Origin of the sequence: Martelella sp. HB161492 (genome assembly GCF_013184775.1) — a bacterium.
Taxonomy (GTDB): domain Bacteria; phylum Pseudomonadota; class Alphaproteobacteria; order Rhizobiales; family Rhizobiaceae; genus Martelella.
The window spans coordinates 297,608-310,661 of sequence record NZ_JAATVV010000004.1 but is presented as its reverse complement, the minus strand read 5'-3'; the positions used below and the strand labels follow the sequence as shown (position 1 = coordinate 310,661).

The following is a 13,054-nucleotide window of genomic DNA, read 5'->3' as shown; positions in this document are numbered from 1 at the left end:
GACCGGCGGGGCGGGGCCTGGGTTCCGCTCCGCCGGACTTGGCATCCAAAAACATTGAAGAAGAGAGGGGAGCGCTATGTCTTCAGTTGCTCGCCGTCCCTTTGGTCTGTTCAAGAATCTGAACGCCAAGATCGCGGCCATTCCGATGATGTTGACGGCTGTCGTCATTTTCATCGGCTGCACCGCCTGGACGGTCGTCTATTCCTTTACCAATTCGAAGCTGCTGCCGAGCGAGCATTTCGTCGGTTTTGCCCAGTATGTGCGGTTGTTCAATACCACCCGCTGGAACACGGCAATCATCAATCTGATGATCTATGGCGGCCTCAGTCTGGTCTTCTCCTTCGTTGTTGGCTTTGTACTCGCCACGCTGCTGGACCAGAAAATCCGCTTCGAGAATACATTCCGCACGATCTTCCTCTATCCCTTCGCGCTGTCTTTCATCGTTACCGGCCTTGTCTGGCAATGGATTCTCGATCCGACGCTCGGTCTGCCGAAATTTCTCGATGATATGGGGCTTCCCGGCGGCAATCTGGCGTTGCTCGGCAACAAGCATACGGTGATCTATGCGCTTGTGATCGCCGGTCTGTGGCAGGGCACTGGCCTTGTCATGGTGCTGATGCTGGCGGGGCTGCGCGGCATTGACAACGAGATCTGGAAGGCGGCCCGCGTTGACGGCATTCCGGCCTGGCGGACCTATCTCTTCATCGTCATTCCGATGATGCGCGGCGTCTTTGTCACGACACTGGTGATTGTCGCCTCGGGCATCGTCCGCGTTTACGATCTCGTGGTTGCAATGACGCAGGGCGGTCCCGGATTCGCCTCCGAAGTGCCGGCGAAATATGTCTATGACCTGATGTTCCAGCGCGGCAATATCGGTCAGGGGCTGGCCGCCTCCACCGTGATGCTTGTCACCGTCTTCATCATTCTCGTGCCGTGGGCTCTGATGGAGTTCCGGCAGAAGAAACAATAGGAGGCGGCATGACCAGCCTGTCTGAAGCCGAACCCTTCGGCCCCAAACCAAAACGCCGCTTCGCCCCGAAGCGCATCATGCTCTATGGCATCCTTTTCGTTGTCGCCGTTTATTATCTTCTGCCGCTTTATGTGATGGTCGTCACCTCGCTGAAGGGCATGCCAGAGATCCGCCTGGGGCATATTTTCGCGCCGCCGGTCGAGATCACGTTCGAACCCTGGGTCAAGGCCTGGAGCCAGGCCTGCACCGGCCTTTACTGCGAGGGGATCCGCGTCGGCTTCTGGAACTCGGTGAAGATCACGGTTCCGGGCATCATCGTTTCCATCGCCGTTGCCTCGGTCAATGGCTATGCGCTGGCGAACTGGCGGTTCAAGGGCTCGGAGTTCTTCTTCACCGTATTGCTGTTCGGTGCCTTCATTCCCTATCAGGTGATGCTCTATCCGCTGGTGATCATCCTGCGGGAACTGCATCTTTTCTCCACGCTTCCGGGCATTGTGCTGGTTCATACGATTTTTGGCATGCCGATCCTGACGCTGCTGTTTCGCAACTACTTTGCCTCGCTGCCGCCCGAACTGTTCAAGGCTGCGCGCGTCGATGGCGCCGGCTTCTGGCAGATCTTCTTCCGCATCATGCTGCCGATGTCGCTGCCGATCTTCGTCGTCGGCATGATCATCCAGACAACCGGCATCTGGAACGACTTTCTCTTCGGTGTGATCTTCGCCGGCCAGCAGAACTATCCGATGACGGTGCAGCTGAACAATGTCGTCAACGCGGTTCAGGGCGTGAAGGAATACAACGTCAACATGGCGGCAACGCTTCTGACCGGCCTCGTTCCCCTGATTGTCTATTTCATTTCCGGCCCGCTCTTTGTGCGCGGCATCGCCGCCGGCGCCGTGAAAGGGTAAACCATGACCACAAGTGTATCGATCAAGGATCTGTCGCTCTCCTTCGGCGCCATCGAGGTGCTGAGGGACCTCAATCTCGAGATCAATGAAGGCGAGTTTCTGGTGCTGCTCGGTTCGTCGGGCTGCGGCAAGTCCACGCTTTTGAACTGTATCGCCGGCCTGCTGGAGGCCACGCAGGGCCAGATATTCATCAAGGGCAAGAATGTCACCTGGGAGGAGCCCAAGGATCGCGGCATCGGCATGGTGTTCCAGTCCTATGCGCTCTATCCGCAGATGACGGTGGAGAAGAACCTGTCCTTTGGCCTGCAGGTGGCGAAAGTGCCGAAGGACGAGATCCGCTCCCGCGTCGAACGTGCATCGGGTATCCTGCAGATCGAACCGCTGCTGAAACGCAAGCCGGCGGAGCTTTCCGGCGGTCAGCGCCAGCGCGTCGCGATCGGCCGTGCCCTTGTCCGCGACGTCGATGTCTTTCTGTTCGATGAGCCGCTGTCGAACCTCGATGCCAAGCTGCGCTCGGAGCTGCGTGTCGAGATCAAGCGACTACATCAGTCGCTTGGCAACACGATGATCTATGTGACCCATGATCAGATCGAGGCGCTGACGCTGGCCGATCGCATCGCCATCATGAAAAGCGGTGTGATCCAGCAGCTGGATGATCCGATCACGATCTATAACCGCCCGGTCAACCGCTTCGTTGCCGGCTTTATCGGCTCGCCATCGATGAATTTCCTCAACGGACGTCTGGTGGTGAAGGGCGGACGGCGTGTCTTTGCCACGCATGACGTTGATTTCGCCCTTGATGGCTATGATGCCAGCGGCGAACTGCCAGGCGAGCGCGATGTCGCGCTTGGTGTGCGTCCGGAGCATATCATGGTCGATGAGGAGATCCCCGAGGGGCATGAAACCCATGATGCCATCGTCGACCTTGAAGAACCGATGGGCGCTGACAATCTGCTCTGGCTGAAACATGCCGGCCATCTGATTTCGGTGCGTGTCGGCGGCAACCGCCGCTACAAGACGGGTCAGAAAATCAAGCTCGGTTTCAACATGGATCTTGCGTCGCTCTTCGATGCGAAGAGCGAGTTGCGGCTGTAGTGCCGCAGCACCAAATTTCGGCCTTGCCCCGGTCGCGGGGCTGGCCAAATCAACGATATGGGGCTAACTGTATCGTTACAGTTCTGGCGCTGGCTGATGTCTCGGGAGGATGGACGCGGCGCTTTCCCTCAGACTTTTCTCATTCAGGGTGTTGCCATGACACATGAACCGGTCCTCGCTGACGAAACCGCGTCTGTCGACCTGACGGGCATCTGGACTCTCACCTCTGTCGACGGTGTCCATTCCTGCCCGATCAGCTTTCCCGGTGATGGCCACAGTGCCCTGCAGGCGGCGGGCATCATTCCCGACCCCTATATCGGCAAGAATGAGGATGTCGTGCAATGGGTCGGTGAAAGCGACTGGATTGCCGAGCGTCATTTCATGCTCGAGGATGCGTCGGGTAGCTGGTATCTCGACATTGACAATCTCGATACGGTGGCGACCGTGCTGATCAATGGTCAGGTCGTGCTGGAGGCGGACAACTGCTTTCGCCGCTATCGTCCCGATGTCAGCAGCGCGCTCAGGAGCGGGGAAAATGCGGTCCGGATCTTCTTTCGCTCCGCCATTGCCGAAGGCGCGGCGCGGCAGGAAAAGCAGCCCTTCTTCGTGCCCTATCATTTTGAAAATGCGCCGCTTGCCAATGGCAATATGCTGCGCAAGCCACCCTGTCATTTCGGCTGGGACTGGAATATCGCGCTCGCACCCTTCGGCGCCTATGGCAGCTTTGCGCTGAAGAAGCTGAAGGACGCGCGGATCGAGCATATCCAGACTGCGCAGACCCATCGCGACGATGGTTCGGTGGCGCTGAAAGTGGATGTCACCCTTTATGCCGATGAACCGGGCGTTGCCCGGATGCGGCTTGAGCTGGATGGCGATGAAGAGGTGCTGGACTGCGCCGTTGTCGCCGGTGAGACCCGCGTTTCCCATGTCTTTGAGGTGGACGAGCCGGAACTCTGGTGGCCGGCGGGCCATGGCGAACAGGCGCTCTCGCTGCTGGAAGTAACGGCAGGCGGCGAAACCGTATCGCGCCAGATCGGCTTTCGCACCATCGAACTCCTGACCGATCCGGATGAAGCCGGCAGCCGCTTCGCGGTCCGGGTCAATGGCCGGGAGATCTTCTGCCGCGGTGCCAACTGGATCCCGGCCGATGCGCTTTTCTCCCGCACCAGTCCGGAAAAGACCGTCGATCTCCTGACCTCTGCCGTTGCCGCCAATATGAACATGATCCGCGTCTGGGGCGGCGGCTTCTACGAGGCTGACTGGTTCTATGATGTCTGCGATCTGCTCGGCCTGATGGTGTGGCAGGATTTCATGTTCGCCTGCAATCTCTATCCCTGCAGCGATGATTTCCTTGGCAATGTGGCGGAGGAGGTCGACTATCAGGTCAAGCGCCTGTCCAGCCATGCCTCGATTGCGATCTGGTGCGGCGATAATGAGCTGGTCGGCGCGCTCACCTGGTTCAAGGAATCGCGCGAGAACCGCGATCGCTATCTGGTTGCCTATGATCGGCTGAACCGGACAATCGAGACAGGGCTGAAGGCCGCGTTCGCCGATGCGATCTGGTGGCCGTCGAGCCCGGCTTCCGGCTATCTCGATTATGGTGATGCCTGGCATTCCGACGGCTCGGGCGACATGCATTACTGGTCCGTCTGGCATGAGAACAAGCCGTTCGCCAATTATCGCGAAATCAGGCCGCGTTTCTGCTCCGAATTCGGCTTCCAGTCCTATACCTCGATGCCGGTGATCCGCAGTTTCGCCGCAGAGGCCGATTTCAATATTGCGGCCCCGGTGATGGAGAAGCATCAGAAGAATGTCGGCGGCAATGAACGCATCGCCGCCACCATGTTCCGCTATTTCCGCTTTCCCAAGGATTTCGAGAGTTTCGTTTATCTGAGCCAGATCCAGCAGGGACTGGCGATCAAGACGGCGGTGGAATTCTGGCGGTCGCTCAAACCCCATTGCATGGGCACGATCTACTGGCAGCTGAACGACACCTGGCCGGTCGCCTCCTGGGCGAGCCTCGACTATGGCGGCGGCTGGAAGGCCATGCATTATATGGTGCGCCGCTTCTTTTCGCCGGTTTTTGTTGCGGCAATTCCATCGGATGATGGCGAGTCGATCCGCCTTGTCGCGGTCAACGATACCGATGAGGCGGTTGATCTTCTGCTGGATCTTTTCACGGTTGGCGTCGATGGCGCGCGTGAATTTGCGGGCCAGCACCGTGTCACCGTGCCCACCGATCGCGCGGTTGACGTCACCAGCCTGCCGCTTGAAGCGCTCGGCCCTGACATGCTGCTGTTCTGGCTGTTTTCCGCCTCCGACATGAGCCAGGGTGAGGGCCATTATGCGCCGAAGCCCTACAAGGAATACGCACTGGCGCCCTCCGGTCTGGTGAGCGACGTGACACCGCTTGAGGATGGGTCCTTCGAGGTCCGCATCGAGGCAAAGCGGCTTTCGCTCTATATCATGATCGAAGCTGACCGGCCGGGACGCTATACTGATAATGCGTTTGATCTGTGCGCCGGAGAGACGCGCACGATCCAGTTTGTGCCCGATGAGGCGAGCGATGGTGAGCCGGTGTTCCGGATTACCGATCTCTACGGCAGTCAGGCGGATGAATAGCAAAAGGGTCTGAGGAGCAGCCCTGGGAGGACAGAATGACAAAGCTTGGTTTTCAGCTTTACAGCGCACGGAACTATCAGCCGTTTTCGGCTATTTTCAAAAAGCTTGCCGCCGCTGGTTACAGTGAGGTGGAAGGCTATGGCGTACTCTATAATGATCTGGATGAGGCGGGCCTGTTGCGCCTTGCCAGTGACCTTCAGACCATCGGACTTTCCATGCCAAGCGGCCATTTCAGCCTCGACATGCTGGAGCAGGAAAGCGAGCGCGTGCTGGAGATTGCAGCAGCGCTGAAGATGGACAGCATTTTCTGCCCCTTCCTGCCCGAGGAGGCGCGGCCTTTGACCGGTGCCGGCTGGAAGGCCTTTGGCGAGCGGCTGCAGGCGGCGGGAAAGCCCTATCGTGAGGCGGGTTATATCTTCGGCTGGCACAATCACGCCTATGAATTCGAGCCCCTTGCCGATGGCAGCGCGCCGATGACGCATCTCATGGCCGGCGGACCGGAACTCAGCTGGGAGGCGGATATCGCCTGGGTCATTCGCGGCGGTGGCGATCCCTATTTCTGGATCGAGTTTCTGAAGGAGCGGATCACGGCGGTGCATGTGAAAGATATCGCTGAGGACGGCGAAAATGAGGATGAAGATGGCTGGGCCGATGTCGGCGACGGAACCGTTGACTGGCCCGGACTGATGAAGGTGCTGCGCCAGATGCCGGTTCGTCACTATGTCGTCGAGCACGATAATCCCAACGATATCGACCGCATGCTGGAGCGTTCCAGCGCGGCATTCCGGAAATTCTGAAAGAGGCCAACATGACGAGAGAACTTGGGGTCGGCATCCTCGGATGCGGCAATATTTCGACGACCTATTTTCGGCTGGCGCCACTTTTCAAGGGACTGAATGTGCTGGCCTGCGCCGATATCAACCGCTCCGCTGCCATGCTGCGGGCCGAGGAATTCGGGGTCGCAGAGCAATCGGTCGATGAACTGCTCGACAATGACGAGATTGACGTTATCGTCAATCTGACCATCCCCGATGCGCATTTTGCCGTTTCGCAGCGCATTCTCGAGGCTGGCAAGCATGTCTATTCGGAAAAGCCGCTGGTGCTTTCACTGTCGGAAGGAGAGATCCTGGGCAGGCTTGCCGCCGAGAAGGGGCTTTCGGTCGGTTGCGCGCCGGATACGTTTCTCGGTGGCGCGCATCAGCTGGCGCGTGCGCATATCGATAGCGGTGCGATTGGCAGGATCACATCGGGGACTTGTCATGTGATGAGCCCGGGCATGGAGATGTGGCATCCCAATCCCGATTTCTTTTTCCTGCCTGGCGGCGGGCCGGTGCTCGATCTCGGTCCCTATTATATCGCCAATCTGATCAATCTGATCGGGCCGGTGAAGCGTGTTGGCGCGCTCACCTCCATGGCGCATGAAACCCGCACCATTACCAGTCAGCCGCGTCGTGGCGCAGTGATCCCGGTGAAGACGCCGACCAATATCCATGCGCTTCTGGAGTTCGTCAGCGGTGCGACGATCACGCTTTCCGCGAGCTGGGATGTCTGGGCGCATCGTCATGGACCGATGGAGCTTTATGGCACCGAGGGCTCGCTCTTCGTGCCGGATCCGAATTTCTTCGGCGGCACGGTCGAAGCCTCCGGCCGTAACCGCGATATCGTTTCGCTTCCTGCCTGGGAGCATCCTTTCGGCATCGCCAATCAGGAAAGCCCGCAGGGGCCGCGCGCCAATTACCGCACAGCTGGCCTCGCCGATATGGCGCTGGCGCTGATCGAGGGCCGTGATGCGCGCTGCTCGCTTGACCGGGCACTGCATGGCGTTGATGTGATGACATCAATCCTGAAGTCGGGAGAGACGGGCGCATTCGTCACGCTTTCGACCACCTGCACGCAGCCGGCAGCGCTCGGCATGGAAGAGGCGGCTCAATTGCTGCGCTGACGGCCGACATCTGTTCTTTTTCAACCGGATTTGCCGCAACGCATGGAGCGCTGCGGCAAATCAGTTATAACGGGATATCCGCTGTAAGGGCCGGGGTCGCCGGCCTGCTTTTCCGAATGGATGCCGGGATCCCGGCCAGAGAAACCGCTGCCTGTGGCTTGTCGCCCGGCAGCACGATACGAGGATGACCATGAGCTGGACCCCTTCTGATAAACGCTACGACACGATGATCTATAACCGCTGTGGTGCGTCCGGGCTGAAGCTTCCTGCCATTTCGCTGGGGCTGTGGCACAATTTTGGTGATGACACCGAGCGTGCCCGCAAGGTTTCCATCTGCGAGACTGCCTTCGATGCGGGCATCACCCATTTCGATCTGGCCAATAATTACGGTCCGCCGGCCGGTTCTGCTGAAATTGCCTTCGGTTCGATCCTGAAAAACGAATTTGCCGGATTGCGTGATGAGATGATCATCTCCTCCAAGGCCGGCTACAACATGTGGGAAGGCCCCTATGGCGAATGGGGCAGCCGCAAATATATGATCGCGTCCTGCGACCAGAGCCTGAAGCGTCTGGGACTGGACTATGTCGATATCTTCTATTCGCACCGTTTCGACCCCGATACGCCGCTGGAAGAGACCTGCATGGCGCTTGACCATATCGTGCGGTCCGGCCGGGCGCTTTACGTCGGCATTTCATCCTATAATTCGCAGCGTACCCGTGAGGCCTATGCGATCCTGAAGGAGCTGAAGACCCCCTTCGTGATCCATCAGCCGAGCTATTCGATGATCAACCGCTGGGTCGAGGAAGACGGACTGCTTGATACGCTCGAAGAACTCGGCATCGGCTCGATCGTGTTCTCGCCGCTGGCGCAGGGCATGCTGACCTCCAAATATCTGAACGGCATTCCCGAAGGCAGCCGTGCCTCGCAAGGCAAGTCACTGCGTGAAAGCTTTCTCAACGAGGAAACGATCAAGCATATCCGCTCTTTGAACGCGATTGCGGAAAGTCGTGGCCAGACACTGGCACAGATGGCGCTGGCCTGGGTTCTGCGTGGTGGCCGCGTGACGACGGCGCTGATCGGTGCCAGCCGCCCGGAACAGGTAACGGATTGCGTCGCGGCACTCGGCAATCTCGAATTTAGCGCTGAGGAGCTTTCCGAGATTGACCGCTTCGCTCACGATGCGAACATCAATATCTGGGCAAAATCTGCCGAGCGTTCCGGCCCGGAACGCATCAAGAAGTAAGCAATCGCTGCGGGCCGAGCGGCGGCCGTCGCCGTCTCGCCCGCACCGGGTATTTTCCAAGATTACATAGATTTAATAATTCCGTTCAAACAACTTTCAGCTTTCGAGCGTTATCCCTGCGCTACGAAAGTTTTGAAAGGAGTTTGCCGTGAAAAAGCTCATTGCAGCAGCAGTCACCGCTATCGCGCTAACCTTTAGTCCCATGGCTTATGCAGCGTCACCTGCGGCAGCGCCCGAGAAGATCTGCGGCCCGCAAAAGCCGGGTCAGCCGGTCACTTGTGTCGACAAGAACGGCAAGCAGCAGGCCCAGAAAACGCCCGAGAAGACGCCGCAGAAGGCTGCTTCCGCACCGCGGACCACGGCTAAGCCGGTTCCCGCCCAGCCTGAACAGCCCGTCAAGAAATAAGGAGATCGTGATGAAGAAGATCATCGTCACATCGGTTGCCGCCATGGCGCTCGCTTTCAGCCCGATGGCCTATGCGGCCGGTCCCGGACCGGACAATTGCGGCCCGCAAAAGCCTGGCCAGCCAAGCCACTGCGGCCCGAGTCAGGGCAAGGGCGGTCAGCCGGGTCAGCCTGGAAACCCCGGGCAGTCTGGCGGTCATCAGGGTCAGCCTGGTCAGCCTGGAAATCCGGGTCAGCCCGGCGGTCGTCAGGGGCAGCCTGGTCAGCCGGGTGGTCCTCAGGCGCATCAGGGCCCGCAAAGGGGTCAGAAACTGCCGCCCGATCAGCGCGGCCAGCCGATCCCGCCCTCAGCCTATAATCGCAACCATCTTCCGCCACCGCCGCCCGGCCAGCAATGGTATCAGGTGAACGGCACCTTTGTGCTGATGACCGTAGCAACGGGTCTGGTCATGTCGATCCTCAGCGGAAACTGAGGACGATCAGGCAGGGCCAGATGGCCTGACGATAAATTGGAACGCCGGTCTGATGGCATCAGGCCGGCGTTTTGAACGTGATATCGATAAAAGTGCCCGCGGATGGCAGCCAGCAATCCGCGGGCTTGTCATTCCGGCATCATGCGCAACCGGAACGACGGGGGGCAGAACGGTTTCATTCGGCCGTAAAGCAATGAGAGATGCCGTCGGCCATGTTCTGAATCAGGGTGAAGTAGAGGTCAGGGCCGTCCTTCAGATCGGCGCCCAGCGGGTCCAGCGTGCCGATATAGACATTGGAACCTTCGGTGACCGTTTGAATGACCTTTGGCGGGAACTGCGGCTCGGAAAACACGCAGGCGGCACCAAGTGACTGAATCTTATCCTGAATCTCACGAATGCGCTTGGCGCTTGGCGGTGTCTCCGGATTGACGGTGATCGAGCCGGCCGCATCGACGCCGAAGCGGTCACCGAAATACTGGTAAGCGTCGTGGAAAACGATATAGGGCTTGGCGGTCTCGGCGGAAAGCTGTGCCTTGACCGTCTCGCCCAGCGCGCCGAGTTTCTTGTCTACGGCGGTGGCATTTTCGCGGTAGCGTGCGGCATTGGCCGGGTCAGCCGCCGCCAGCGTCTCGGCGATGTCGTCGACGAAGGCCCGCGCATTTTGCGGATCGAGCCACATATGCGGGTCGATGCCATCATCATCGAGGTCTTCGGCCAGATGGTCGTGGTCGTCGGCTGAGGTCGTTTCGTCATGGCTGGCATCATCATGGCCGGCTTCGTCATGGTCAGCTTCGCCGTGATGATCATGCTCATCTGCTTCGAAGGCGCCGCCATCACGGGTCGGCAGCAGAGCGGCATTCTGTGCCTGCTCGAGCGTAATGATTTCGGCATTGCCGCCAAGGGCTTCGAGCGGCTTTGTCAGAAAGTGCTCGAGCGCAGGACCGACCCAGAAAATCACATTGGCGTCCTGCAGTGCCTGAGCGTCCGACGGAGACATGCTGTAGGTATGCGGTGAGGATGCACCCTTGACCAGAAGCGTGGTCTTCGCATCTGTCCCGGCGGTAACGGCGGTGAGCAGAGAGTAGACCGGCTTGATTGTCGCGACAATCTTCAGCGGACCGTCGGCATAGGCAGTGCCGGCGCCGAGAAGAACTGACGTGGCCAGAACTGCGGAAATCGAAAGTCTCATTCTTGTCTCGCATTGTTATGTTATTACATAAATTGCGTAATGCTATAACGTATGACATAGAAGGTCGCAAGACGGAGATCTTGAAAATTGGCTCATATGGAAAATAAGGCTCCACCGCTTGTGGCTTTGCAGAATGCCGGCGTCAGTCGCGCCGGTCGCTTTCTGGTGCGCGGGGTGAGCTTCTCGGTATCGCGTGGTGAGATCGTTTCGCTGATCGGCCCGAATGGAGCTGGCAAATCAACCAGCGCCAAGATGGCAATCGGCGTGATGGCTCCCGATGAGGGACGTGTGATCCGGCAGCCAGATCTGAAGATCGGTTATGTGCCGCAGAAACTTGCGATCGATCGTTCTCTGCCGCTGACGGTCAAGCGGATGATGACGCTCACCGGCAGGCTGCCGAAGGGGGCTGCCGAACATGCGCTTGAGCAGGTGGGGATGGCACATATGCAGACGGCGGAAGTGCAGAACCTTTCCGGCGGCGAATTTCAGCGCGCCATGCTGGCGCGTGCCCTTGCCCGCAAGCCGGATCTGCTGGTGCTGGACGAGCCGGTGCAGGGCGTTGACTACAGTGGCGAGATCGCCCTTTACGAACTGATTGCCAGGATCCGCCATGAAGAGGGCTGTGGCATCCTGCTGATTTCGCATGATCTTCATGTGGTCATGGCCTCGACTGATACAGTCGTCTGCCTGAATGGCCATGTCTGCTGCACGGGCACGCCCGAGGCGGTTGGTGAAAGTGAGGCCTACCGGTCGCTGTTCGGCGGCCGCGCCGAGGGGACACTGGCCTTCTACAACCATCACCACGATCACACACATCTGCCCGACGGACGTGTGCGCCATGCCGATGGCACGATCACCGCGCATTGCCATCCCGGCGATGGTCACCATCATGATCATGATGGCGGCCACACCCATGCTGACCACCGGTCGGAGGAGCAGAGCCATGCTTGACGATTTTTTCACGCGCGCGCTTCTGGCAGGCGTCGGTGTGGCGCTGATGGCCGGACCGCTTGGCTGTTTCATCGTCTGGCGGAAAATGGCCTATTTCGGCGATACCATGGCCCATTCCGCGCTGCTTGGCGTTGCGCTTTCCTTGCTGTTTGCCACCAATCTGACAGCGAGCGTCTTTGTGGTTGCGACACTCGTTTCAGTGCTGCTGATCGCGCTGGAACGGCGCCGGGCGCTTTCTGCAGACAGTCTGCTCGGCATTCTGGCCCATTCGACGCTGGCGATCGGTCTGGTGATCGTCTCCTTCCTGACCTGGGTGAGGGTCGATCTGATCAGCTTTCTCTTCGGCGACATTCTTTCGGTCACGCGCGGTGATATTGCCGTGGTCTGGATTGGCGGCGCTGTGGTGCTCTCCGGCATTACGCTGTTGTGGCGGCCGCTTCTGGCGGCCACGGTCTCCACAGAGATTGCGCAGGCCGAAGGGCTGAAGCCGGAGACGACCCGCTTCGTCTTCATGCTGCTGATGGCGCTGGTGATTGCCATTGCGATGAAGATCGTCGGTATCATGCTGATCACGTCGCTGCTGATCATCCCGGCGGCGAGCGCAAGACGGCTGACACGCACGCCGGAGGCCATGGCGGTTGCTGCGGCGCTTATTGGCGTGATTGCGGTCATTTGCGGACTTTATGCCTCGCTCTATTATGATACACCGTCGGGACCATCCATCGTCGTTGCAGCCGTTGCCCTTTTCGTGGTGACACTGCTGCCTGCGGGCGGTCTTTCAAGGTTGAAGTCAAGGGAAGGAAATTGAGATGACAACGGCAAAACTGACACGGAATCAGTCGCTGGTCTTCGATTGCCTCTCACACCGGCACGAACCCATGAGCGCCTATACGATTCTCGATCAGCTTCGTGGCGAGGGTTTCAAAGCGCCGCTTCAGGTCTATCGCGCCCTCGACAAGCTGACGGAATTCGGCCTTGTCCATCGCCTTGAGAGCATGAATGCTTTCGTCGCCTGTGCGCATCCCGAGGAGGATTGCTGCCGCCATGGCATGACAGCCTTCGCGATCTGCGAAAGCTGCAAAAAGGTGATTGAATTCCATGCCCACGAGGTTGAGGACGCGCTTGTCGCTGTTTCCCGGAAAAAGGGCTTCAAGCCGGAAAAGATGACCATCGAGATTCGCGGCCTGTGCGAGAACTGCCGCGATGATCACTAGCGCATCGGCTCGAAAATCGGAATCGATTTTCGAGCCGATGCGTCG

Annotated in this window: 13 protein-coding genes; 12 read left to right on the top strand and 1 reads right to left on the bottom strand. The window is 59.0% G+C overall.

Features of this window, described 5'->3' with window-relative positions; all coding sequences use genetic code 11:
- Window positions 1-76 precede the first annotated feature (76 nt).
- From HCK86_RS08995 to HCK86_RS08955, 9 genes are all read left to right on the top strand, one after another.
- On the top strand, window positions 77-970 hold the full coding sequence (locus tag HCK86_RS08995) for a sugar ABC transporter permease (RefSeq protein ID WP_176084118.1): 894 nt from the start codon (window positions 77-79) through the stop codon (window positions 968-970).
- Between the two features lie 8 nt (window positions 971-978).
- Complete coding sequence (locus HCK86_RS08990; protein WP_176084117.1) at window positions 979-1,875, top strand: carbohydrate ABC transporter permease; 897 nt, start codon at window positions 979-981, stop codon at window positions 1,873-1,875.
- Between the two features lie 3 nt (window positions 1,876-1,878).
- A complete protein-coding gene (locus HCK86_RS08985; protein ID WP_176084116.1) occupies window positions 1,879-2,970 on the top strand; it encodes an ABC transporter ATP-binding protein in 1,092 nt (363 codons plus the stop codon).
- Window positions 2,971-3,126: 156 nt separating this feature from the next.
- Window positions 3,127-5,592: a glycoside hydrolase family 2 protein gene (locus tag HCK86_RS08980; RefSeq protein WP_176084115.1), complete on the top strand. Its 2,466-nt coding sequence runs from the start codon at window positions 3,127-3,129 to the stop codon at window positions 5,590-5,592.
- Window positions 5,593-5,627: 35 nt separating this feature from the next.
- Window positions 5,628-6,389 carry a sugar phosphate isomerase/epimerase gene (locus HCK86_RS08975; protein ID WP_176084114.1) on the top strand — a complete coding sequence of 254 codons (762 nt, stop codon included), beginning with the start codon at window positions 5,628-5,630 and terminating at the stop codon, window positions 6,387-6,389.
- An 11-nt stretch (window positions 6,390-6,400) separates the two neighbouring features.
- Window positions 6,401-7,534, top strand: coding sequence for a Gfo/Idh/MocA family oxidoreductase (locus tag HCK86_RS08970; RefSeq protein ID WP_176084113.1), 1,134 nt, complete (start codon window positions 6,401-6,403; stop codon window positions 7,532-7,534).
- A gap of 190 nt (window positions 7,535-7,724) precedes the next feature.
- Window positions 7,725-8,777, top strand: a complete 1,053-nt coding sequence (gene mgrA, locus HCK86_RS08965) for an L-glyceraldehyde 3-phosphate reductase (RefSeq protein WP_176084112.1) — start codon at window positions 7,725-7,727, stop codon at window positions 8,775-8,777.
- Window positions 8,778-8,925: 148 nt separating this feature from the next.
- The gene (locus HCK86_RS08960; protein ID WP_176084111.1) at window positions 8,926-9,183 is read left to right on the top strand and encodes a hypothetical protein; all 258 of its coding nucleotides are present in this window, start codon (window positions 8,926-8,928) and stop codon (window positions 9,181-9,183) included.
- A 10-nt stretch (window positions 9,184-9,193) separates the two neighbouring features.
- Window positions 9,194-9,655: an RcnB family protein gene (locus HCK86_RS08955; protein WP_176084110.1), complete on the top strand. Its 462-nt coding sequence runs from the start codon at window positions 9,194-9,196 to the stop codon at window positions 9,653-9,655.
- Window positions 9,656-9,830: 175 nt separating this feature from the next.
- Here the strand turns inward: HCK86_RS08955 and HCK86_RS08950 are convergent, their stop codons facing one another.
- Window positions 9,831-10,844, bottom strand: a complete 1,014-nt coding sequence (locus tag HCK86_RS08950; protein ID WP_176084109.1) for a zinc ABC transporter substrate-binding protein — start codon at window positions 10,842-10,844, stop codon at window positions 9,831-9,833.
- A gap of 96 nt (window positions 10,845-10,940) precedes the next feature.
- Here HCK86_RS08950 and HCK86_RS08945 point away from each other — a divergent pair, with 96 nt between their 5' ends.
- The 3 genes from HCK86_RS08945 to HCK86_RS08935 are packed head-to-tail and all read left to right on the top strand — an operon-like array spanning window position 10,941 to window position 13,009.
- Window positions 10,941-11,795, top strand: a complete 855-nt coding sequence (locus HCK86_RS08945) for a metal ABC transporter ATP-binding protein (protein WP_176084108.1) — start codon at window positions 10,941-10,943, stop codon at window positions 11,793-11,795.
- Window positions 11,788-12,603 carry a metal ABC transporter permease gene (locus tag HCK86_RS08940; RefSeq protein WP_176084107.1) on the top strand — a complete coding sequence of 272 codons (816 nt, stop codon included), beginning with the start codon at window positions 11,788-11,790 and terminating at the stop codon, window positions 12,601-12,603. Before HCK86_RS08945 ends, HCK86_RS08940 begins: the two co-directional genes overlap by 8 nt.
- Window position 12,604: 1 nt before the next feature.
- On the top strand, window positions 12,605-13,009 hold the full coding sequence (locus HCK86_RS08935) for a Fur family transcriptional regulator (protein ID WP_176084106.1): 405 nt from the start codon (window positions 12,605-12,607) through the stop codon (window positions 13,007-13,009).
- The last annotated feature ends 45 nt before the right edge of the window (window positions 13,010-13,054 follow it).